Source organism: Roseateles depolymerans (assembly GCF_003387155.1).
Taxonomy (GTDB): Bacteria; Pseudomonadota; Gammaproteobacteria; order Burkholderiales; family Burkholderiaceae_C; genus Roseateles; species Roseateles depolymerans.
This window is the reverse complement of the sequence record NZ_QUMT01000002.1, coordinates 1,008,668-1,030,351: the sequence shown is the minus strand read 5'-3', so window position 1 is coordinate 1,030,351 and position 21,684 is coordinate 1,008,668. Positions and strand designations below refer to the sequence as shown.

Annotated in this window: 18 protein-coding genes; 9 read left to right on the top strand and 9 right to left on the bottom strand. The window is 67.5% G+C overall.

The window, feature by feature from the left end; genetic code table 11:
• Window positions 1–5 precede the first annotated feature (5 nt).
• The 3 genes from DES44_RS12470 (at window position 6) to kdgR (ending at window position 4,800) form a co-directional block, all read left to right on the top strand.
• Window positions 6–1,157: an oligogalacturonate lyase family protein gene (locus DES44_RS12470; RefSeq protein WP_058935215.1), complete on the top strand. Its 1,152-nt coding sequence runs from the start codon at window positions 6–8 to the stop codon at window positions 1,155–1,157.
• Between the two features lie 512 nt (window positions 1,158–1,669).
• A complete protein-coding gene (locus DES44_RS12465) occupies window positions 1,670–3,961 on the top strand; it encodes a pectinesterase family protein (RefSeq protein ID WP_058935213.1) in 2,292 nt (763 codons plus the stop codon).
• Between the two features lie 29 nt (window positions 3,962–3,990).
• Window positions 3,991–4,800: a DNA-binding transcriptional regulator KdgR gene (gene kdgR / locus DES44_RS12460; protein ID WP_058935212.1), complete on the top strand. Its 810-nt coding sequence runs from the start codon at window positions 3,991–3,993 to the stop codon at window positions 4,798–4,800.
• A gap of 117 nt (window positions 4,801–4,917) precedes the next feature.
• Here the strand turns inward: kdgR and DES44_RS12455 are convergent, their stop codons facing one another.
• Both DES44_RS12455 and DES44_RS12450 read right to left on the bottom strand, forming a co-directional pair.
• Window positions 4,918–5,319 carry a hypothetical protein gene (locus tag DES44_RS12455; protein WP_058935211.1) on the bottom strand — a complete coding sequence of 134 codons (402 nt, stop codon included), beginning with the start codon at window positions 5,317–5,319 and terminating at the stop codon, window positions 4,918–4,920.
• 190 nt (window positions 5,320–5,509) lie between these two features.
• Window positions 5,510–6,457 carry a LysR family transcriptional regulator gene (locus DES44_RS12450; RefSeq protein WP_058935210.1) on the bottom strand — a complete coding sequence of 316 codons (948 nt, stop codon included), beginning with the start codon at window positions 6,455–6,457 and terminating at the stop codon, window positions 5,510–5,512.
• A 192-nt stretch (window positions 6,458–6,649) separates the two neighbouring features.
• Here DES44_RS12450 and DES44_RS12445 point away from each other — a divergent pair, with 192 nt between their 5' ends.
• Entirely contained in the window at window positions 6,650–7,948 is a 1,299-nt protein-coding gene (locus DES44_RS12445; RefSeq protein ID WP_083525598.1) for a YeiH family protein, read from the top strand.
• A gap of 974 nt (window positions 7,949–8,922) precedes the next feature.
• Here DES44_RS12445 and DES44_RS12440 read toward each other — a convergent pair.
• The 3 genes from DES44_RS12440 to DES44_RS12430 form a co-directional block, all read right to left on the bottom strand.
• Window positions 8,923–9,951: a hypothetical protein gene (locus tag DES44_RS12440; RefSeq protein WP_147307065.1), complete on the bottom strand. Its 1,029-nt coding sequence runs from the start codon at window positions 9,949–9,951 to the stop codon at window positions 8,923–8,925.
• A 107-nt stretch (window positions 9,952–10,058) separates the two neighbouring features.
• Window positions 10,059–10,952 carry a hypothetical protein gene (locus tag DES44_RS12435; RefSeq protein ID WP_058935208.1) on the bottom strand — a complete coding sequence of 298 codons (894 nt, stop codon included), beginning with the start codon at window positions 10,950–10,952 and terminating at the stop codon, window positions 10,059–10,061.
• 92 nt (window positions 10,953–11,044) lie between these two features.
• Window positions 11,045–11,797 carry a YoaK family protein gene (locus DES44_RS12430; protein ID WP_058935207.1) on the bottom strand — a complete coding sequence of 251 codons (753 nt, stop codon included), beginning with the start codon at window positions 11,795–11,797 and terminating at the stop codon, window positions 11,045–11,047.
• 263 nt (window positions 11,798–12,060) lie between these two features.
• On the opposite strand from DES44_RS12430, the gene DES44_RS12425 reads away from it, so the two are divergent.
• The 4 genes from DES44_RS12425 to ggt all read left to right on the top strand — a co-directional run bounded on the left by DES44_RS12425 (window position 12,061) and on the right by ggt (window position 16,115).
• Complete coding sequence (locus DES44_RS12425; RefSeq protein WP_058935206.1) at window positions 12,061–12,372, top strand: hypothetical protein; 312 nt, start codon at window positions 12,061–12,063, stop codon at window positions 12,370–12,372.
• The gene (locus tag DES44_RS12420; RefSeq protein WP_058935205.1) at window positions 12,369–13,787 is read left to right on the top strand and encodes a type II toxin-antitoxin system HipA family toxin; all 1,419 of its coding nucleotides are present in this window, start codon (window positions 12,369–12,371) and stop codon (window positions 13,785–13,787) included. Before DES44_RS12425 ends, DES44_RS12420 begins: the two co-directional genes overlap by 4 nt.
• 126 nt (window positions 13,788–13,913) lie before the next feature.
• Complete coding sequence (locus DES44_RS12415) at window positions 13,914–14,294, top strand: response regulator (protein WP_058935204.1); 381 nt, start codon at window positions 13,914–13,916, stop codon at window positions 14,292–14,294.
• A 105-nt stretch (window positions 14,295–14,399) separates the two neighbouring features.
• Window positions 14,400–16,115: a gamma-glutamyltransferase gene (gene ggt / locus DES44_RS12410; protein WP_232309769.1), complete on the top strand. Its 1,716-nt coding sequence runs from the start codon at window positions 14,400–14,402 to the stop codon at window positions 16,113–16,115.
• 7 nt (window positions 16,116–16,122) lie between these two features.
• Here the strand turns inward: ggt and DES44_RS12405 are convergent, their stop codons facing one another.
• The 4 genes from DES44_RS12405 to DES44_RS12390 form a co-directional block, all read right to left on the bottom strand.
• Complete coding sequence (locus tag DES44_RS12405) at window positions 16,123–16,968, bottom strand: helix-turn-helix transcriptional regulator (protein ID WP_170156662.1); 846 nt, start codon at window positions 16,966–16,968, stop codon at window positions 16,123–16,125.
• A 100-nt stretch (window positions 16,969–17,068) separates the two neighbouring features.
• The gene (locus tag DES44_RS12400; RefSeq protein WP_083525596.1) at window positions 17,069–17,950 is read right to left on the bottom strand and encodes an alpha/beta hydrolase family protein; all 882 of its coding nucleotides are present in this window, start codon (window positions 17,948–17,950) and stop codon (window positions 17,069–17,071) included.
• 197 nt (window positions 17,951–18,147) lie between these two features.
• Window positions 18,148–18,888, bottom strand: coding sequence for a lipase chaperone (locus DES44_RS12395; protein WP_058935201.1), 741 nt, complete (start codon window positions 18,886–18,888; stop codon window positions 18,148–18,150).
• Window positions 18,889–18,900: 12 nt separating this feature from the next.
• Entirely contained in the window at window positions 18,901–19,773 is an 873-nt protein-coding gene (locus DES44_RS12390; protein ID WP_058935200.1) for a poly(ethylene terephthalate) hydrolase family protein, read from the bottom strand.
• A gap of 307 nt (window positions 19,774–20,080) precedes the next feature.
• Between DES44_RS12390 and DES44_RS12385 the strand changes: the two genes are divergently transcribed.
• Complete coding sequence (locus DES44_RS12385; RefSeq protein ID WP_058935199.1) at window positions 20,081–21,526, top strand: NAD-dependent succinate-semialdehyde dehydrogenase; 1,446 nt, start codon at window positions 20,081–20,083, stop codon at window positions 21,524–21,526.
• Window positions 21,527–21,684: the final 158 nt, after the last annotated feature.

The following is a 21,684-nucleotide window of genomic DNA, read 5'->3' as shown; positions in this document are numbered from 1 at the left end:
ACCGTATGAAAGCCACCGAACGTCAACTCCGCTTCGTCACCCGCCAGGACCCGGACACTGGCGCCCGCGTCACCCGGCTGACGCCGACCGATGTCACCTGCCATCGCAATTACTTCTACCAGAAGGCCTTCACCAACGACGGCCAGCGGCTGATCTTCGGCGCGGAGTTCGGTCCGGGCAGCAGCTGGAACTATCACCTGCTGGACCTGCAGAGCCAGGTGGCCACGCAACTGACCGACCAGCCGGGGGAAAACACCTTCGGCGGCTTCCTCAGCCCGGACGACCGGCATCTGTACTTCGTGCGGGCCGAGCGGCAGTTGATCCGGCTGTCGCTGGCCGACCTGAGCGAGGAAGTCGTCTATCGGGTGCCGGAGGGCTGGGTCGGGTATGGCACCTGGGTGGCCAATTCATCCTGCACCCGCATGGTGGGCATCGAGATCGCCGCCAGTGACTGGTTCCCGCTGAGTGACTGGCAGAAGTTCCATCAGATGTTCCATGCCAAGCCGCGCTGCCGGCTGATCCGCATCGACCTGGCGACGGGGGAACGGGAGGTCATCCTGGAGCAGAAGGGCTGGCTGGGGCATCCGCAATACCGCCCCTTCGATGACCACACCGTGGCCTACTGCCACGAAGGCCCGCATGACCTGGTGGATGCGCGCATGTGGTTCATCAATGAGGACGGCACCCACATCCGCTGCGGCCGGCAGCAGGACCCGGGCGAGAGCTGCACCCACGAATTCTGGGTGCCGGACGGATCGGCCATGATCTATGTGTCCTATCTCAAGGGCCAGCGCGACCGGTGGATCTGCTCGCTGGATCCGGTGACGCTCGAGTCCCGACGACTGATGCGCATGCCGCCGTGCTCCCATTTGATGAGCAACCACGATGGCAGCCTGCTGATTGGCGACGGCTGCGACTCGCCCGCCGACGTGGCCGACACCGGCAGCCACCAGATCAAGACCGATCCCTACCTGCATGTCTTCGACATGAAGGCCGGCACCGAGCGCAAGGTGGCGCGGCACGACAGCAGCTGGCGGGTCTACAAGGGCAACCGGCAGGTGACCCATCCACATCCGTCCTTCACGCCCGACGAGCGGCAGGTGCTCTTCAGCGCGGATGCGGAAGGGGAGCCAGCGTTGTACCTGGCGGATCTGTGATGCGGGCGGACGGCGGGGCGCAGGCGCGGGGATCGGCGCGGGAGCTGCGGCTGGCGGGGCGATCGATGGGCCTTGCGTTGGGTCCTGCGGTGGCGCGGCTTGGGTGCGCGGCGGCCATGCTCGTGGCGCTGGGGGTTGCATCCTCGGCGACAGCAGCAGGAAACGCGGCAACGACGCCATCGCCTGCAACGGCTGCAACGACGGCCACTGGGGCGACCGCTGCATATCCTTCGCCTCCAGCGACTGCGCCGACATCGTCGGTGTCATCAGCGGCAGCGTCCGCGGCAGCGCCTCTCGCGAGCTCACCGGGAACGACGCCAGCAGTCGCGCCCGCCGCATCCCGTAGCGCTCCGTGGGACGCTCCACCGCCCGCCGGCCAGCCGGACCCACGGGCCGCCGCTCGTCCGCAACTCGACGAGCAGGCGGCGGCGCAGTACACGCTGGCGCGCTACCTTGGCGACTGGACTCCCGCCGACCTGGGCGATCCCGCCCGACTCCGCCCCGATTTCATCGTGGCCGCTGACGGCAGCGGCACCCATCGCAGCGTGCAGGCCGCGCTGGAGGCCCTGCCTGCTGCGGGCGGCGATGGGCGACGCATTAACATCCTCATCCGCCCAGGCGTCTACCGCGAAGCCGTGTGCGTGCAAGGCAAGGCACCGTTCCGGCTGTACGGACTCGGAGACGCCAAGGACGTGGTGATCGTGGCCAGCCGATATGCCGGACTGGAGCGGCCGATGCCGGCCTCCGCGACGAAGGCGGAACGGCAGGAAGTGTCCGAGCAGGTGCGCCGCGTGGCGCTGCCGGACGGCTGCCAGGTGCCGCTGGGCACCGCAGCGCCCCTGGGGCCAGGGGCGGCTGCGACGGGAGCAGCGACGGGTGCAGCGACCATCGTTTCAACCAGCCCCCCCACCTACGGCACCCCCGGCAGCGCCAGCGTGACCCTGCTGACCGACGACGTCCAGCTCCAGCGACTGACCATCGCCAACGACGCCATGGACGCGGTCCGCGCCGGGGAGGGCTATCCGCCAGGCGCCGGCGAGAAGGGCGGCGCCCAGGCCGTGGCGCTGTTCACCCGGGGCGACCGACTTCAGCTGGAAGAGGTGCGACTCCTGGGTCACCAGGACACCTTCGAGGCGGAGCGCGCCACGGGACGCCCCGGCCGGGTGCTGGTGCGTCGCAGCGAGATCCGCGGCGATGTCGACTTCATCTTCGGCGGCGCCACCCTGGTGATCGACGACAGCCTGATCGTCAGCCGGGCCGGTCGGCGCCAGGCGGGCAACGGCGGTCATGTCATCGCCCCCAGCACGCCGCAGGACGAGCCGTACGGCTTCCTCATCCAGCGCAGCCGATGGCTGGCCGAACCCGGCGTCCCGCCCGTCAGCATCAGCCTGGGCCGCGCCTGGGACCGGGGCGTCACCCCGGGGACCTGGCAACCCGGCCCCGCCGTGCCCAACGGCCAGGCGGTGCTGAGGGACAACCTCCTGGGCCCGCATCTCACCGGCTGGGCTGCGTCGACGGCCCGCAGGCCCTTCAGCACCGACGGCCAGGGCGCCAACCGCATGGCGGAGCATCGCAACCAGGCGCTGCCCCTGGCGGCCTTCGAGCGCCTGCCGGACGGCGATGGCTGGGCCTCCATCGATGACGGCACCCGCGGGGGTGCCCAGGCCGGTCTCGACGCCATCCGCTGGGTCCGCACGCGCAGCGAGCTCGATGCCGCCGTGGCGCTGGGCGACGTGCCCAAGATCATCGCCGTGGCGGGCCGCATCGACCTGGCCGCCGATGCGGCCGGACGCCCGCTGGGCATCGACGCCTTCCGCGATCCGGCCTTCGACCTGGAGTCCTTCGCCAAAGCCTACGACCCGGCCACCTGGGGACGTCGCGCGCCGGAGGGGCCGCTGGAAGACGCCCGCCGCCGCTCCGCCCGCAAACAGGCGGCGCAGGTCATGGTGCGGATTCCTTCCAACACCACGGTGATCGGCATCACGCCGGATGCCGGCTTTGATGGTGGCTCCCTGATGCTGGAGCGGGTGCGGCAGGTGATTCTGCGCAACCTGCGCTTCTCCGATGCCTACGACTATTTCCCGGCCTGGGACCCGCAGGACAACGGCCACGGGGAGTGGAACTCCGAGTACGACACGGTGTCCCTGCGCGAGGCGGATCAGGTCTGGGTCGACCACTGCAGCTTCGATGACGGCCAGCGGCCGGACCGTAGTGAACCGATCGTGCTGGGCCGCCCGCTGCAGCGGCACGACGGGCTGCTGGACATCACCCGGCAATCGGATCGTGTGACCGTGTCCTGGAACCTGTTCCGGCAGCACGACAAGACCATGCTGATCGGCGGCAGCGACAACCACCGCGAGGACCGTGGAAGGCTGCGGGTGACGCTGCACCACAACCTCTGGGAAGCGGTGAAGGAGCGCACGCCCCGGGTCCGCTACGGCCAGGTGCATGTGGCCAACAATCTGTACGTGGTGCGGGCGGAGCAGCCGGAGGGCTACACCTATTCGCTGGGGATCGGCTATGAATCGCGCCTGCTGAGCGAGGCCAATGCCTGGGAGCTGCCGGCGACGGTGCCCCCGCGCCAGGTGCTGCGGGTGCTCAAGGGGCAGCGCTTCGAGGACCATGGATCGATGATCAACGGACAGCCGGTGGACCTGGCGGCGGTATGGGCCGCCGGCTCCGGGCCCGAGCCGGTCACTTTGCAGCCGGTGGGCTGGACCCCGCCGTACGCGTGGCGCCCAGCCCCCACATCTGAAGTCGCCACCCGTGTTCGCCAGGGCGCGGGCGCGGGTCGACTGTGGTGAAATCCCTTCTTTGACCAGACACACCGCGCATGGATGACGAACTGAACGATGGCAAGCAGCAGCCCGAGTCGGTGGCCGCCGTACTCAAGGTGTTTGCCATCCTGCAAGCCTTGTCCGAGCGCAGCGACACGGGCATCTCGGAACTGTCGGTGCGCCTGGCCATGCCCAAGGCCACTGTCTACCGTTTCCTGCAGACGATGAAGACACTGGGCTATGTGCGCCAGGAGTCGGACAGCGAGCGCTACGGGCTGGCCATGAAGACCTTCGAGCTGGGCGCCAAGGCGCTGCAGTATCCGGACCTGGTCGACCTGGCCAAGCATCACATGCAGATGCTGGCGGACGCCACCGGCGAGACGGTCCACCTGGGCACGCTGATCGACAGCGAGATCATCTACGTGCACAAGGTCGATTCGCGCCACATGCTGGGCATGTATTCCCGGGTGGGGCGACGCGCGCCGCTGCACTGCACGGCGATCGGCAAGGTGCTGATGGCCTGGGAACATCCCGACCGTCGCCAGCGCATCCTGGCCGGCGCCGAGTTCAAGCGCTTTCGCGACAAGACCATCACCGACCTGAACGACTTCCAGGTGGAACTGGACCGGGTGAAGGCGCAGGGCTTTGGCGAAGACCGCGAGGAATTCGACGACCACATCCGCTGCCTGGGCGTGCCCATCTTCGACCGGCTCGGGCAGCCGATTGCCGGCATGAGTGTGAGTTTCCCGACCTTCCGCTACGACGAGGTCAAGGCGCCGGAGGTGGTGCAGATGCTGCAGGACGCCAGCCGGGACATCTCGGCGCGGCTGGGCTGCGTGCACTTTCCGCTGGACGCGGGGAAGTAAGGGGCTGGGCGCCGGCTGATGCGCTGGCGCCGCTGTATGGTTGACTGCGCCTCGGCTGCGGCGGTAGCCGCTCGCTCTGGTGGCGCCGTTGGTGCCGCTGACGGGGCGGCCCGGCGATCAGGCGGCAGGTGCCGTCGTGCCGACAGCCTTGAGCGCCGACAGCGCGCGGGCATGCGCTTCGACCAGGTCGGGGCAGCTGTCGAAATGGGCCATGTATCGGACCATGAACGGCAGGGTGCTGTCCCGGTCCAGCGCCAGCAGTTCGCGCGCACGTTGCGCCACCGGCAATGGCGTCAGGTCCGCATCGCCCTTGCCGTCCAGGGCTTCGTCCAGCATCACGATCAGCCGGCTGAGCGGATCCAGCCAGCGCATGTCGTCGGAATAGGCCATCACTTGCAGGAAGTCGCCCGCCCCGAGCGGGCCGTTGCGTTTCTCATAGTCGCGGCGCTCCAGCGTGACCAAGGTGCGGTGAAGGTCCAGCAGGCTGGTGCGAAGGTGGCGGCAGGTGTCGAAGGCCATGGGGCACGGGCGGGCAGAAGAAAAGCCTCAGCGTAGCGCACCTGTGCAGACTTGTGACCGGCCCAGGCAGCGCAACTCCCATCTGGGGGAGGGGCTCGCTGAGGTGCTTTGAATCTGGCTGAATATCGCTGAAGGCGCTTCGGCCCGGGGTTCGGTCCGCTGCGGACATTTGACGCCCGCTGAAGGCCTATCAGGCCCGCTCCGCCTCCCGACCGGTCCCGTCCTGGCTCAGCAGCAGTCCTACGAAGGCCTGTAGCGCGGCCGTCGGCTGCTTGTCGCGATGGACCACCAGATGGCATTGGCGCAGCAGGCGGGGCAGGGTGGTCTGCAGGCGGCAGAGGCGGCCGGCATCGAGCGCTTCCTGCACCGCCCAGGCCGACAGGCAGCTCACCCCCAGCCCCTCCGCCGCCGCGTGCTTGATCGCCTCCGAACTGCCCAGTTCGATGCAGCGCCGGTAGGCATTCAAATGCGGCAGCAGCGCCTGGTCCGTCGACTCGCGGGTCCCGGAACCAGGCTCGCGTAGCAGCCACACCTCCTCGCGCAGTTCCCGCAGCGCGATCTTCTCTCCGGCCGCGCTGCGCCGGGCGAGCGGGCTGTCCGCGGCGGCCACCACGACCAGCTCGTCCTTGAGCCATGGCGTCACCGCGAGCGACGACTGGTGACTCGGGCCTTCGATCAGGCCCACGTCCAGGTCGAAGGCAGCCACCGCGTCGCAGATCGCCGCGGTGTTGCCGATGACCACCCGTGAGCGCCAGGCACTGGCGCTGCGAGGCGGCTGCGGCCGCAGGAAACGCGCCAGCAGGCCCGGCAGCACGTAGTTGCCCAGCGTCGTGCTGGCGCCGATGCGCAGCGACTGCAGTTGGTCTCCCGCCGCCTGCGCCATTTGCTCGATGCCGGCTGCGGCGTCGAGCATGGCCAGTGCGCGCGGCAGCAAGGCTCGGCCGTTGTCGTTGAGCAGCAGCCGCTTGCCGGAGCGGTCGAACAGGCGCAGGGACAGCATGCGTTCCAGTTCATTCACCGCCGAACTGGTGGCCGACTGGGACAAGGCAATGGCCTCGCTGGCCGCGGTGGTGCTGCCGGTGTGGGCCACGGCGACGAAGATCTGGAGCTGGCGGAGGGTGAGGCGGAGGACGTCCATGGCGGAGGCGGTGGTGACTGTGGTTCGTCCCCACCTGCCGTTATAGCGATTCGTTAGATCGATATTACACAAACAACCTGTTGGACCGGCAGGAACGAGCTGCCTACAGTGCGGGCACAAGGCGCTTCCGATAGGAACTGCCCCGTTTTCTGGCGGTGGCCCCTGTGGTTGACCGCATTCCCGGTAGCTCCCATGTCGTTCTCTCTGCCCGTTGCCGTCCCCCCACGTCCAGCCCCCTGGCTGCGGCTGCGTCCGCTGTTACCCGGACTGATCCTTTGTCTGGCACTCGCCAGCCTGGCCTGGACGCTGGGGCAATGGCCCTGGCTGCAGGCGCACGGGTTCAGTGTCCTGACCCTGGCGATCGTGCTGGGCATGGTGGCGGGGCACGCCGGCTATGCGCGGGTGGCGAGCCTCGCGGAGCCCGGTGTGCAGTTCAGCCGGCAGACCTTGCTGCGGCTCGGCATCGTGCTCTATGGCCTGAAACTGACGGTGCAGGACATTGGTCAGATGGGGGCGGCCGGCCTCGTCACCGACGCGCTGGTGCTCAGCTCCACCTTGTTGCTGGGCGCCTGGGTCGGACGGCGGTGGCTGAAGCTGGAGCGCGAGCAGGCGCTGCTGATCAGCGCGGGCAGCGCCATCTGCGGCGCGGCGGCGGTGTTGGCGGCGGCGCCGGTGGTCAAGGCGCGGCAGGAGCAGGTGGCACCGGCCATCGCCACCGTGGTGGTGTTTGGCACGGTGGCCATGTTTCTCTATCCATGGCTGTATCAGTGGAATCAGGCGCTCGGGTGGATCCCCGGCGGCGACCAGGGCTTCGGCCTCTATACCGGTGCCACGGTGCATGAAGTTGCTCAGGTGGTGGTGGCCGGACGCGGCATGAGTGCGGAAGCCGCGAATGCTGCGGTGATGGCCAAGATGGTCCGGGTGATGATGCTGGCGCCCTGCCTGCTGGGTCTGAGCGTGCTGGTGGCTCGCTGGGAAGCCAGGGCGGTGGGACGGCCTCGTGTGCAAGGCGAAGCGCGGGCCGCGGCTGTGTCGGGTCCCGCGCCTGCGGGCCAGCCCCGCTGGCGGGCGGTGAGCATCCCCTGGTTCGCATTCGGATTCATTGGCGTGGTGCTGATGAATTCCTGGTGGACGCCGCCGGCGCGTCTGGCCGCCGACCTGGCCGATCTGGACACGCTGCTGCTGGCCATGGCCATGGCGGCCCTGGGGCTGGGCACCCAAGTAAGTGCGGTCAGGCGCTCAGGCGCAGGCCCGCTCTGGCTGGCGCTGCTGTTGGCAGTGTGGCTGGTCGTGGGCGGGGCGGTGATTCAAGGCGCGGTTCATTCAGCGTCTGACCAGTTGCGCGCTCACGTCCTGCGCCCCAATCTTGTCGAGAAAGTGCGCCCATTCCTGCAACACAAGCTTGAATGCGGGATCGGCGACATCACTTGCCACCATCGGCGTTGGACGGCCCTGGCTCAACTGCGGGCTGGCCGGAGCTTGCAACGGTGAATGGCCTCGTGCCCACCTGAGCACCAACGATCTGGATGCGCCAGTGAGGTTGGCCGGCACTGAATGCATGGCAAAGAACGCCGCCTCAGTCCACTGACTGTCCATGATGAGTACACCGCTGAGATGCTGCGGAAATGCCGACCGCGACATTGACACCACATGCTCCCTCGGCACATGAGGAGCGGGCTGCGGTTGCCGCCGCTTGCGAACCGGTGCGCTTCCGAGGTTGAACGGGTTCATCGCATTGCGACGGATTTCTGGTGTGTAGGCCTTCGCCTGAGCCACTGTGCCTTCGCCGTCACGGCAGAAAACCAGATGCAATTCGGAATTCCTTCGTAGGCGCCCCAGCAACATCTTGGCGCGCGCTTTATCTTCCGCCGTGGCGTCGGGGTCTCCAAGGGTGCGCAGCGGGCTCGGACGATCCGGCCCCATGATCAACTCAGCCCCGGGCATGCACTCTTCCATGACCCAGAGAACGGCCTGCGCCGCCGCCATCCGCAGGTCGTCGCCTGGCGGCACCACCACCTTTCCACGTTCCGCGAGTTCGCACAGCATCTCGAATGCAACATGGAGAATGGGCCGGCTGAGGTGATTGTTGGTCCCCCGCAGGTGCTGAAAGCACGATTGGATGACATCGTTGTTCGCGTCGAGGCGGCGCAGGCGCGCCAGCGCGGCTTCTTCAGCCTGAGCGGTCGTTTGCGGGCCGTCACGGGTCGCTGGGTCGGACGGCGGCGCGTGCGCGAGATCGGCGTCGGTCAAAGAGGCGCATGAAGACGCGCATGAAGACGCACATGAAGAGGCGATCGGAATCCACATGGAAGGTTCGGAAGTGCGGCTGTCGTCGCGCGCAGGTTACGACTATGGCCCTGAGTGATCCGACGCTGAAGAGCAGTGCGCTGTGCGCCAGTGAACGAGCTTCAACGAAGTTCACCAAGCTTGAACGAGGAGGTCCTCGGACTTCACTTCAGGTCGCATCACTCCCTGACCAGCATTGCGCTTAGGTCTTGTTCCCCATGCTTGGCAAGAAGGGATGCCCATTTTTCCAGCACACACTTGAGAGCGGGATCGGCCACATCACTGGCTACCGTCGGCGTATCGTCTTGCTGGCTGGATGGCGTGCCGGTCCCCGCCTGCGAAGGACATTGAGATTGTGCCCATCGCAGTACCAGCGACCTGGACGAACCCGTCGGGTGTGTTCGCGCCGAATGCATGGCAAACACTTCAACGTCTGGCCACCCGTCCTTCAGAATCAGCACGCCATGGAGATCCTGCGGGAACTCGGATCGCGACACGGACAAGACGTGTTGCGTTGGCTCACGGACAGGTGACCGGTGGCCTCCAGCCGGTTTGGTGTAGTTCTGGGTCAGCCCCTGCTCGAATGTGTGCACGAGTTCCTGGCTCAAGGGCTGAGCCCGGTCGCGTCTCCCATCCGTCCTGGTATTTGCGTGACGAATAAACTCCAGCGAGTAAGCCAGCTTCTGCGTCAAAGTGACTTTGTCGTCATGACAAAAGACGAGGTGCAGCGGGGAATTCCGCATGACTCGGCCGAGCAGAGCTTCCGCCCGGGCTCGGTCTTCCTGTGAAGCATCCGGATCTCCAATGTTGCGCAAGGGGCGAGGACGATCCGGGGCCATGATCAACTCTGTGCCCGGCATGACCCGTTCCATGGCGTACAGAACGGCTTCAGCGGCTCTCATACCCTCCGCATCGCCTGCGTGCACCACCGCCTGACCACACTCCGCGAGCTCGCAGAGCATGTGGAGAGCAACCTGAACGGTGGTAAGGGGGAGCGGCTTCAAACTCGATCCCAAACGATGAACGCATGATGTGATGACATCAGTGTTTCCGCCGAGGCGGCGCAGGCGCGCCAGCGCTGCTCTTTCAGCCTGAGCGATCGTTTGCAGGCCATCACGGGCCGCTGAATCGGTCGGGGGCGCGTGAGCGAGATCGTCGCGTATTGACGGCGAGGCGCAGGAGGCGGAAGAGGAGGGTGCGATCCACATAGAAGAGACGAAAGCGCGATGGCGTCGCGCGTATGGTGAGGATGGCCCTGAGTGCCCCGGCCCCACGCGTCAGTGCGCCGGGCCGCAGGGCATCTATCCCCGCCCGCTCATTTCGTCATCATGGCCGCATCGGGGCCCAGTAATTCGGTGATCTGTTGCTGGCTCTGGCTCTCCAGGTAACTGCTCCAGTCCAGCAGCACGTCACTCAAGGCCTCGCTGATGTGAGGATCACTGAGGCGGGCGGCCTTCGCCGGGGACGGGTCGCCGGCGGCAGGCACCGCAGAGCCCGAACGGGCCGGTGCCTGCGCCCACCACAGGTTCAGGGCGGCGCCAGGCTGCGTTTTGTCGAATTGGGCGGCCCGGATGGCGAAGATGGCGGGCTCCGAGCTGTTGGGCGAGAGGATGAAAGCGCCGCTCAGCGCATGAGGAAAGTGGTTCCTGTTGCCGCTCAGCCAAATCTCGTACAAAGGCAGGCCCGCCCTTTGTGCAGGCTTGAGAATCGTGTCGGAGTACACCGCATTGTCCGGGCGCGAGGCGATTCCCTCGTGGCAGAAGATCAGGTAGAGCGGCTGCATGCGATGGAAACGTGACTTCAAGGCGTCGAGGCGGGCAGTCTGTGCCTGGTCGACGCCCGGCTTGCCCAGGGTGCGAAACGGGGACGCCAGCTCCGGTGTCATGATGACCTCGGTCCCAGGCAAGGTGCGCTCCATCGCCCACTGGACGGCGACGGCCTGCTTGCGTTGCTCCTCGCCCTCAGGGACCTGCACAGTTCCTTGCGTGCCAAGGGTGTGCAGCAGTCGCAGGGCCCCGGTCTTCGTGGCCTGGGACAGATGCTGCGCCTCTTCGATCTCACGCCCGCATGCCTGGATGGCGGCGCTGCAATGATGGAGGTCCACCGAGCCGCTGGCGGCTGCGGAGACTGCGTTGGCCGACGTGTCCCACAGCTGTGCAGGATCGTGCGCGGGGGAGTGGCTGGCCGGGTTGAGGGGAGAAGACCACATGGGAGCAGGCGCGGGCGAAACCGCTCTCGCGCAGGTTGTGATGATGCGCGTCAGTGGACCCGGCCAGGGTTTCGGTGCGTCGCGTCAGACCCTCAATGCGTCGGCCGCCAACGTGCCCGGACATCGTCCAGCACCGGCACCAGCGCCAGCGTGGCCAGCACCACGGCCAGCGGGACGGTCGAGAGGTAGCCCAGCCGCTGAAAACCGAACGCACCGGCCACGCCGCCGCCGAGGAAGCAGGCCAGCAAGCCCGCCAGCATCGCCAGTCGATCTCGATTGGCACGCACGGGAGGCTGGTCCGAGGCGGACCGGTTGGGATAGAGCATCTTGCCCAGCTCGATGCCCATGTCGGTCACGATGCCCGTCATGTGGGTGGTGCGGATGACGGCGCTCGAAACCTTGGTGATGACCGCATTCTGCAGACCCATGATGAAGCACAGCAGCACGACAGTCAGCGGCACAAACAGCGCTTCGTTGTGCGCCAGCTGCGCGCCCATCAGCCCGAACACCAGGATCAGCACGGCTTCCAGCAGCAGGGCGGTGGCGTATTCGCTGTGGAGTTGCCGTCGGCGGGCCCAGTTGACCAGCAGCGCGCAAGTCATGGCCCCCATCAGGAAGGACACCACCCCGGCCACGGCATCGACGACCAAGGCCCAGTCGCCCAGCACGACGTTGTCCGCCATCGACGACACCGCGCCGGTCACGTGCGAGGTGTACTGGCGCACCGCCAGAAACCCACCAGCGTTCAACGCCCCCGCCACCGTCGCCAGCAGAAGGCCCAGATGCCGGTCCGCCCGCTGGGAGCGTTCCGGTCCGGTGAGTTGGCGGGCGAAGGCAATGGGCATGCGGGGGTGGAGATGCGGGTCCGGTCGATGCGGTCTGGGCGATGCGAAAAGCGGCAGGCGCTAGTCCGAGGATAACCCGGCGTTCACGGCCGCTGCTTGGACAGCGACCGGGAGGGTTGCGTTGCCGCTTGCTCGGGCTGGAATTCCAGCAAAGTAGACTTTTAAGATGAAAATCTGCTTTGATAGACCGCATGGACGCAAAACTCACCTCCCACGCGTTCTAATACGTTAGACTTTGCTCACGTTGTTCTATCGAAGTAGACATGAACACCATTTCCGACATCTCCGGCGAACTACGACGCCAACTCAAGCGGAGCGGCCGAACCGGACAGTCCGTGCGGGAAGCCGCCGGCCTCTCCAGGCAGACCTTCGTCAACGTGATGGGGGGCGAGAGCGACTTCAAGCTCAGCACGCTGCTGGCCGTCGCCGACCGCCTGGGTCTGGAACTGCTGCTGCTGCCCAAGGGCGCGGCCCGGGGCCTGACCGGCGACGCGGCCGCGCCCGTCGTTGAAACCCTGGTGGATGCGGCCAGGCAGCGCGCGGCGGGTGAAGCGCCGGCGCCGCGCGAACCATGAACGTCAAAGGCCTGACCGTGCTGCTGGGCGAGCGCCGCGTCGGCGTCCTGTTCCAGTACCCGCTCTCCCACGATCACACCGTGCATCGCTTCGTGGCGGATGAGGCTTTCCTCAACGACCCGCAGCAGCCGACGCTGTCGCTGTCCTTCCGGGCACGCGATCCGCAGGCCCAGGCTGCGTTCTGGAAGGCGATCACCGCCGGGCCGCTCAATGGCGGGCTGTCCAAGGACGCACAGCGAGGCTGGCTACTGCCCGCCTTTTTCCAAAACCTGCTGCCTGAAGGCCCCCTGCGCACCCGCATCGCCGACATGCGGGGCTGCAGCCCCAACGATCATTTCGAGCTGCTGGCCGCCACCGGCAAGGACCTGCCGGGCGACGTGCACGCCATGCCCGCCACGCTGGATCGCAGTGAACTGGAACGCCTGATCACCCAGAACAACGACGCGCTGGAGATGTCGGTGGTGGCCGCCCCGATGGACGATGCGATCTCCGTGTCCGGCGTGCAGGCCAAGCTGGCGGTGCTGCGCGATCAGGGCGGCCGTTTCGTGGCCCGCACCAAGCTCGCGGACGACACCGGCGCGCGCCATGTGATTGCCAAGCTGCCGGTGGCCGAGTTCCCGCATCTGCCGGAGCTGGAAGAGCTGTCCCTGCGGCTGGCCCGGGCGGCAGGCGTGCAGGTGGTGGAGGCGGAACTGGTGCCGCTGGACCTGCTGGCGGCCGAGCATCAATACGACCTGGGGGATGTCAACGGACGCACCCGCTTCCTGGCCGTCTACCGCTACGACCGCGATGCCGACACTCCCACCCAGCGCATCCACTGCGAGGATTTCGCGCAGATCCTGAGCGTGCAGCCGGAGGACAAATACACGCAGGACTACCTGACCGTCGCCGCGGTGATGATGACGGTGCCCAGCCTGGGAGAAGCCGCGGTGCATGAACTGCTGCGCCGCATCCTCGTCAGCGACCTGATGGGCAATCCGGACATGCACCTCAAGAACATCGGCGTGCGTTACACCGACCCGCGGGCGCCGGACCTGCCGCCGGCCTACGATTTGGTGGCCTATGCGGCCTATCCGATCGGCGCGAAGGGCAGGGCGCTGGCCCTGATGCCGCAGGCCCCCGCATCCGGCCCTGCATCGGCGCCCGCATCGGCGAGCGGCCCCTTGGCGCGCCGCAGCCGCGCTGGCGACACCATGGACCCGCGTGCGCCCCTGGGGCCGGTGGTGGTGCGCGAGTTCTGCACCCGCCTGGGGCTGCCGGAAAAACCCGCCTGGACGGCCCTGCGCCGCTGCGCCCAGCGCGCATTCGACCTGTGGCCCGCGCTGATCCGTGACGCCGACATCACCGACCGGATGAAAGAGCGTCTGCTGGCGCGCCTGGCGACCTACGCGCCGGTCGGCAAATCAGTGCCCTGACCCCCCCGTGCGCCGGTAAAACACCTACAGCCAAAAGGGTGCAAACGCTGGCACGAGGGCGCGGAGCGCCCCGATCGGCAAACCCGTGCGCGCATCGCATCATGACGCTCAACAGGGAGTGCCGTCATGAAGATTGTTCTGGTGGAAGATTGCGCCATGCTTCGTCGCCTCATGGTCGGTCGTCTTCAAGCCGAAGGCAGCATCACCGTGGTGGGGCAGGCGGATTGCGAGAGTGCGGCCGTGGCCATGGTGGCGCTGAACCAGCCGGACGTGGTGCTGGTGGACCTGTCGCTGTCGGTCGGGACCGGCCTGGGTGTCATCACCCGCATTCGTGCGGACGGCTTTCGCGGCAAGATCCTGGTGCTGAGCGCCGAGGACAGTCGGGTCTTCGGCCCGCAAGTGGCGCATCGCGGCGCCGACGGCTTCTACGACAAGGCCTTTGAGTTCGAGCAGCTCATCAGCGACCTGGGCGGCCTGCTGCACAGCGGCTGGATGGCCGCGGCCTGATCCTGATCACCGGAGCCCACGTCCCCGGAAACACCCACGCACACGCCGGCGGGCGGCCTGGATTGGCCAATAATCATTGGCACCCATCCCCCTATGGAGAAGTTGATGCGTGTGCGCTTGATGCTGGCAGGGCTGACCCTGTCCTTCGTCCCGTTGACCCAGGCCGCCTCGGTGGCGCCGGTCGCCGCGGAAAACGGCATGGTGGTCACGGCCCAGCACCTAGCCAGCCAGGTGGGCGTGGACGTGCTCAAGCGGGGTGGCAATGCGGTCGACGCGGCCGTCGCGGTGGGCTATGCATTGGCCGTGGTGTACCCGGCCGCCGGCAACCTCGGCGGCGGTGGCTTCATGACCCTGCAACTGGCCGACGGCCGAAAGACCTTCCTGGATTTCCGTGAAAAGGCGCCGCTGGCCGCAACGCCGGGCATGTATCTGGACGCCAACGGCAAGGTCGTGCCTGGCCTCAGCACCCATGGCCATCTGGCCGTGGGCGTGCCGGGCACCGTCTCCGGCCTGGAATATGCCCGCACGAAGTACGGCACGATGAAGCGCCAGGCCCTGGTTGCGCCCGCCCTCAAGCTGGCCGAGAAGGGCTTTGTGCTGGATCAGGGCGACATCGAGATGCTGCACACCGCCACCGCCGATTTCCGCAAGGACCCGGCCTCCGGCGCGATCTTCCTGCGCCGCAGCGGCGAGCCCTATCAGGTCGGCGACACGCTGGTGCAGAAGGACCTGGCGCGCACCCTGAAGGCCGTCAGCGACCAGGGCACGGCCGGCTTCTACCAGGGCCGTGTGGGCGCGGCGCTGGTGCGGTCCAGCAAAAGCGGCGGCGGCATCCTCACCCAGGCGGATCTCGACCAATACAGCACCCGTGAACTGGCCCCGGTGGAATGCGACTATCGCGGCTACCACGTGGTCTCCGCACCGCCGCCCAGCAGTGGCGGGGTGATCATCTGCGAGATGCTCAACATCCTGGAGGGTTATCCGCTCAAGGAACTGGGCTTCCGGTCGGCGCAGTCGGTGCACTATCAGATTGAGGCCATGCGGCATGCCTATGCCGACCGCAACAGCTACCTGGGCGACCCGGACTTCGTGAAGAACCCCATCGCCCGGCTGACCGACAAGGCCTACGCGGCACGGCTGCGCGCCGTCATCCAGGCCGACAAGGCCGGTGTCTCCCAGGACATCAAGCCCGGCGTGGAACCGCACGAGGGTAGCAACACCACGCACTATTCGATTGCGGACCGCTGGGGCAATGCGGTGTCGGTGACCTACACGCTCAACGACTGGTTCGGCGCGAAGGTCACGGCGGCCGGCACCGGCGTGCTGCTGAACAACGAGATGGACGACTTCACCGCCAAGCCGGGCGTGCCCAACATGTATGGGCTGGTGCAGGGCGAAGCCAATGCCATCGCCCCGGGCAAGCGGCCCTTGTCGTCGATGAGCCCGACCATCGTGAGCAAGGACGGTCAGCCGGTGATGGTGGTGGGCACGCCGGGCGGCAGCCGCATCATCACCGCGGTGCTGCACACGATGCTCAATGTGATCGACTACGGCATGACGGTGCAGGAGGCGGTCGACGCCCCGCGCTTCCATCAGCAGTGGCTGCCGGATGTCACCAATGTGGAGCCGTTTGCGCTCTCGCCGGATACGCAGGCGCTGCTCGTGGCCAAGGGCCAGAAGCTGGGGCCGCCGCAACCGGCCAACCATGTGGTGGCCATCCTGATCGGTGCGCCCACGTTGGGCGGCGCGCCGGTGGGCAAGAACCGTTTTTACGGCGCGAATGACCCGCGCCGCAATACCGGTCTGGCGCTCGGGTATTGAGGGCCCCTCAATCCGCCGCGCCGCTCTCCCATCGGTTGGCCAGCGATCCCGCCAGGCTGACCTGCTGTCGCCAGGCCAGATCCAGGTTGCCGTTGTGGGGTGCCAGCCGTCCGCCGAAGAAGGTCGACGGGCACATCCCATAACATCGCTGCCAGACCTTGGCCAGATGGGCGGAGTCGGCAAAGCCGCACAGCTGCGCAATGTCGGTGAGCGGCCGGCTGCTGCCCAGGAACATCGCGGCGCGTCGGATCTTCTCCGCCAGGGCGTACTGCCGCACCGTCAGGCCCAGCGCCGAGACAAACAGCTGTGACGCCCGCCGCGCCGGCAAGCCGACCCGGCGACTGAGCATCCCGAGATCGGACGCGGGATCCATCCGCACCGCCGCCATCATCTGCAGCACCGGCGAAGACACTGGCACCTCGGGCCCAATGCTGTCCGCCACGTCGGCCACATGCAGGCAGACGGCCGCCCGCAACTGCGGTCCGCTGAGCCGCTGCTGAGCGAAGCCCTGCACGCAGGCGAGCAGTCCCGCGAAGCGCGCGGCATCCAGGGCCGTGACGGACGCCTCCGGCGCCTGGCAACTGAAGGTGTTGTAGCGGGGGTGGGACGGCTCCAGGTCGATCAGCGCTACCGGCGCGCTGCCGGTGTCCACCGTCCGCTTCAGAAACGGCCGGATGACCAGCAGGTGCCCCTGCCAACATCGGCCTGCGGCATGGATGCTGAGCGGCTGCTGGCTCAGGGCGCAGGCCAGGGTCACGGAATGCCGGCACACATCCGCCTGGATGTTGGGGCCGGCATAGATGAAGCTGTCTCCCAGCAGCCCCAGGCGGGGCGTGGCCAATGTCTTGTGCATCGTGGCGGCATGCTCCGGCACGCCGCCGGGTCCGTCAAGACGGAACCCTGATGCCCGCGGTGTCATCAGACGGACACCGGCGGGCAGGGTCCCACGCGGCTCAGTAAGGGCAGTTCTGGCTGTAACGCTCGAACACCAGAGCGGTGTTGTACGCGTTGTGCTCGGCGCCGCACAGGAAGGTGGAATACCGCGTGTCCCCGTCGACAAAGCGCTTCATCCAGGTCACCCCATAGCGGCCAATCGGTGTGTTGGTGGTGTTGGGGGTGAAGTGGGTGGAGAAGTTCAGCTCCGCATAGGCCTTTCGCACCGAGCTGGACAAGCTCGCATAGAACGGTCTTGCATGGATCGCTGCGGGGGCCACGGTGTCGCCGTCGGCGCCCACGATCAGCGTCGGCACCTGCACATCGCTGAAGTTGGTGGTGAGGTTCCACGGGGTCAGCGGCAGTGCTGCCTTCAGGCCCGGGTTGTTCTCCGCCGCGATCAGCGCGCCCCCGCCGCCCATCGAGTGCCCGGCCACCGCGCGCCGGTTGGGGTCGACGCGGCTGCGCACCGTGCTGCTCGCGCTGTTGACCACATGATTGAGCGCGGCCATCAACTGCGTGGCGCGACTGGCGGGCTGGTCCAGCGTGGTGAGCGTGTTGATGGTGACGACCACGAAGCCATGCGTGGCCATCCGCCGGCCCAGCCAGGCGATGCTGGATTCGGTCGCCGTGAAGCCGGGGCTGATGGCGACCACGCCATACTGGCCCGCGGTCGTCGGGTAATAGATGGTGCCGCCGCCAAAGCCTGTGGGCGCCACCACCGACACACTGCTCACGGCAAAGGGTCCGGAGGTGGCATTGAGGCTGGACGAGGTGGGATTCGGGCCGGTCTGCTGCGCGCTGGCGGGAGCGGCGCAAAGGGCCAGGGCGGCAGCGGCTGCAAGCACGGTGGCGGTGGCGGTGGTGCGTGTCTGACGACGCAGAGTCGAGGTGAGGGTCATGATGTCTCCCTGTGATGGCACGTTGGACCAAACCGCGTGGCATCGGTGCGGGCAGTACACGCCTGACCCCGATGCACAGCGGCCAATCCAGTCTAGGAATCCCGTCCCGGAATGCCTTGTATTGGCCGCGCTATTCGCCCCCTAGCTCGCATCGGGAAAAACCCACGTGCCGGCCAGCGGGGCACGTGGGTGCGCCTTCAGGGCTGGCTGCCCTTGCGCTCGACGTCGTAACGGGCCTGCGCCCGCACGGCCTTTTCCGACATGGACAGATGGGGGGAAGGATCCTCCCGCATCAATTCCAGAATGCGCCGGGACACGGCATCGTCCTGCGCAAACATCTGCCGCGCAGGTTCCGCGCCGAGATAGGTGGCGCGCAGCGACTGCTGGGCTGCAAGTTGCGCCAGGCCTTCCTCAGGCATCAGCGGCGCCTGGTCTGGCGGGAAGGCCTGTCGCTGAGCCTCCTGGTAGCTGGCAAGCTGGCTCAGCAGTTGACGCGCCTGCGCGGCGGCAGCGGCGGGCAGGCCCGCCAGTTGCGCCTCCAGCGCGGCGGTCTGCGCGGCCCCTTGCTGCAAGGCCAGCAGCGACTCCAGTTCCAGCCTCAGGGTCTGGTCGGTCACCAACTGACCCCGCGCGTCGACCCGGAAAGGCCGCTGGCGCGGACCTCCCGCACTCCCCGGGCCTCCCAGGCCGTCCGGGTCGCCCGCGCCGGTCGCGGCCATCGCGGCCAGTTCCGTCGCGGACAGCCCCGCGGTGCCTTGCCCATCTGCGGGGCGCGGCGTGCCCGGCGTCTGCGCCCAGGGGAATTGCTGATTGGCGATGACGTGCTCCGGCGAGGTCGCATCCGCCATCCAGGCATACAGCCCGGCGGCGCCCAGCCCTGCAATCAGGGCCAGGCCAAAGATGCGCCAGCCGGTGCTCCGCTTGTGCGGTTTCGGCATGGCGGACCTCCGTCAGTAAGGGCAGTTCTGGCTGTAGCGGTCGAACACCGTGGCCGTGGCATAGGCCTGATGTTCCGCGCCGCACAGGAAGGTGGAATAGCGGGTGTCGCCGTCGACGAAGCGCTTCATCCAGGTCACGCCATAACGTCCGATCGGCGTGTTCACCCCGCTGGTGGGCGTGGAATGGCTGGCCATGTTCAGTTCACCGTAGGCCTTTCGCACGGTGCTGGGCAGGCTCGCATAAAACGGCCGGGCATGGGAGGCCACCGGCGCCACCGCATCCCCGTCCGCGCCCACGATCAGCGTGGGGACCTGAACGCCGCTGAAGTTGGTGCTGAGGTTCCACGGCGTGAGCGGCAGGATGGCTTTCAGACTGGGGTTGTTCTGCGCCGCGATCAAGGACCCGCCACCGCCCATCGAATGCCCGCCCACTGCGCGACGGCTGGCGTCGACACGGCTGCGCACGGTGGTGCTCGCGCTGTTGGCCACGTAGTTCAGCGCCGCGATCAGTTGGTTGGCCCGGCTGGCCGGCTGGTCCAGCGTGCTGTTGGTGTTGATCGTGACCACCACGAAGCCATGGGTGGCGATCCGCCGACCCAGCCACGCCACGCTGCTTTGTGTCGCGGTGAATCCCGGGCTCAGGGCCACGACGCCGTACTGGCCCGCAATGGTCGGGTAGTAGATGGTGCCGCCCCCAAAACCCACCGGCGAGGTGACCGTGGCCGTGCTCACCGCAAAGGGCCCGGCGGTGGCATTGAGGCTGGCGGAGGTGGGATCGGGGCCGGTTTGCTGCGCCCAGCCGCTGGTCGCGGACATGGCCAGCACGACAGAAGCCGCCAGCGCGCAGGCGCGCGCATGGCGACGCCAGAGGGTCGTGAAGTTCATGGTGTCTCCCTGTTTCGTGACATTGGCTGCCGCCGCGTCCCGTCTGCACAAGGGTCTTGCAGGGGAAGCCGGTCCCACGGTGCAAGCGGAGCCGGGCGCGCACGGCGGCCGGATGAGTCTAGGAACCGTCGGCCGGAATGCCTTGTATTGGGATGACCTGACCCCCCTAGATTCACATGCGGGGAAACCCACCCGCCCGGTAGCGTCATCCGGGCGGGGGCCGATGCGTCCTGCGGTCGCGCTGTAGAGTGGGGTCATCTTCGTTACAACCGGACGGGCCGCGTGGCGACCGTCCTCTGGAATGACCATGAGTACCCCCAGCTATCCCGACACCCAGTTGCTGATCGCCAATGAATGGGTCGACGCCACCAGCGGCCGCACATTGGATGTGCGCAATCCGGCCACGGGGCAGGTGATCGGCACGGTGGCCCACGCCGGCAAGGAAGACCTGGACCGGGCACTGACCGCCGCCCGCAAGGGCTTTGAAGCCTGGCGCGACGTGCCGGCCAACGAACGTGCGGCCACCATGCGCCGCGCCGCCGCGCTGCTGCGCGAGCGGGCCCCGGAGATCGCCCGGCTGCTGACGCAGGAGCAGGGCAAGCCGCTGGCCGAGGCCAAGGTCGAGGTACTGGCCGGCGCGGACATCATTGAATGGTTCGCGGACGAAGGCCGGCGCGTGTATGGGCGCATCGTGCCGTCCCGCAACCTGGCGGCGCAGCAACTGGTGATCAAGGAGCCGGTGGGGCCGGTCGCGGCCTTCACGCCGTGGAACTTCCCGGTCAACCAGATCGTGCGCAAACTCGGCGCTGCGCTGGCCACCGGCTGCTCGTTCCTGGTGAAGGCGCCCGAGGAAACGCCGGCGTCGCCTGCGGCGCTGCTCAAGACCTTCGTGGATGCCGGCGTGCCGGCCGGCACCGTCGGCTTGGTCTTTGGCGATCCGGCCGAGATCTCGAGCTATCTGATCCCGCATCCGATCATCCGCAAGGTGACCTTCACCGGGTCGACGCCGGTGGGCAAGCAGCTGGCGGCGCTGGCCGGCGCCCACATGAAGCGGGTGACGATGGAACTGGGTGGCCATGCCCCGGTCATCGTGGCCGAAGACGCGGATGTGGCGGTAGCCGTCAAGGCGGCGGGCGGCGCGAAGTTCCGCAATGCCGGGCAGGTGTGCATTTCGCCCACGCGTTTCCTGGTGCACAACAGCATCAAGTCGGCCTTCACCGAAGCGCTGGTGGCCCACGCGCAGGGTCTGAAACTGGGCGATGGGCTGGCCGAAGGCACCACGCTCGGCCCGCTGGCCAATGAGCGGCGCGTGGCCGCGATGACCAAGATCGTGGCCGATGCGCGCCAGCGCGGCGCCCGCATTGCCGCCGGGGGTGAGCGCGTGGGCGACTCGGGCAACTTCTTTGCACCGACGGTGCTGGCCGATGTGCCGCTCGACGCCTCCGTCTTCAACGACGAGCCGTTCGGTCCGGTGGCGGCCATCCGCGGTTTCGACACGCTGGAGGAGGCGATTGCGGAAGCCAACCGCCTGCCGTTTGGTCTCGCAGGCTATGCCTTCACCCGTTCGATCAAGAACGCCCATCTGCTGTCGCAGCGGGTGGAAGTGGGCATGTTGTGGATCAACCAGCCGGCCACGCCGTCAGCGGAAATGCCGTTTGGGGGCGTGAAGGATTCGGGCTACGGCTCGGAAGGCGGGCCGGAAGCGCTGGAGGCGTATCTCAACACCAAGGCGGTGTCGATCCTGGGGGTCTGAGCGCGCGGGATGGCGGGGAACGGCGGAGAACCGCGGAGAACCGCGCAGCACAGCGGAGAACGGTGGTTGACAGCAGGTGACGGCGCCGAAATTTGCGCAATCGCGTGAAGGAGGCCGCCTCAGAGGGAACCGCCGGATCACGTCCGGGGGACTAGAAG

Coding starts and splice junctions, on each gene's coding strand:
- DES44_RS12470 (WP_058935215.1), top strand. CDS start 6: ATGAAAGCCACCGAACGTCAACTCCGCTTCGTCACCCGCCAGGACCCG.
- kdgR (WP_058935212.1), top strand. CDS start 3,991: ATGGATGACGAACTGAACGATGGCAAGCAGCAGCCCGAGTCGGTGGCC.
- DES44_RS12455 (WP_058935211.1), bottom strand. CDS start 5,319: ATGGCCTTCGACACCTGCCGCCACCTTCGCACCAGCCTGCTGGACCTT.
- DES44_RS12450 (WP_058935210.1), bottom strand. CDS start 6,457: ATGGACGTCCTCCGCCTCACCCTCCGCCAGCTCCAGATCTTCGTCGCC.
- DES44_RS12445 (WP_083525598.1), top strand. CDS start 6,650: ATGTCGTTCTCTCTGCCCGTTGCCGTCCCCCCACGTCCAGCCCCCTGG.
- DES44_RS12440 (WP_147307065.1), bottom strand. CDS start 9,951: ATGTGGATCGCACCCTCCTCTTCCGCCTCCTGCGCCTCGCCGTCAATA.
- DES44_RS12435 (WP_058935208.1), bottom strand. CDS start 10,952: ATGTGGTCTTCTCCCCTCAACCCGGCCAGCCACTCCCCCGCGCACGAT.
- DES44_RS12430 (WP_058935207.1), bottom strand. CDS start 11,797: ATGCCCATTGCCTTCGCCCGCCAACTCACCGGACCGGAACGCTCCCAG.
- DES44_RS12425 (WP_058935206.1), top strand. CDS start 12,061: ATGAACACCATTTCCGACATCTCCGGCGAACTACGACGCCAACTCAAG.
- DES44_RS12420 (WP_058935205.1), top strand. CDS start 12,369: ATGAACGTCAAAGGCCTGACCGTGCTGCTGGGCGAGCGCCGCGTCGGC.
- DES44_RS12415 (WP_058935204.1), top strand. CDS start 13,914: ATGAAGATTGTTCTGGTGGAAGATTGCGCCATGCTTCGTCGCCTCATG.
- ggt (WP_232309769.1), top strand. CDS start 14,400: ATGCGTGTGCGCTTGATGCTGGCAGGGCTGACCCTGTCCTTCGTCCCG.
- DES44_RS12405 (WP_170156662.1), bottom strand. CDS start 16,968: ATGCACAAGACATTGGCCACGCCCCGCCTGGGGCTGCTGGGAGACAGC.
- DES44_RS12400 (WP_083525596.1), bottom strand. CDS start 17,950: ATGACCCTCACCTCGACTCTGCGTCGTCAGACACGCACCACCGCCACC.
- DES44_RS12395 (WP_058935201.1), bottom strand. CDS start 18,888: ATGCCGAAACCGCACAAGCGGAGCACCGGCTGGCGCATCTTTGGCCTG.
- DES44_RS12390 (WP_058935200.1), bottom strand. CDS start 19,773: ATGAACTTCACGACCCTCTGGCGTCGCCATGCGCGCGCCTGCGCGCTG.
- DES44_RS12385 (WP_058935199.1), top strand. CDS start 20,081: ATGAGTACCCCCAGCTATCCCGACACCCAGTTGCTGATCGCCAATGAA.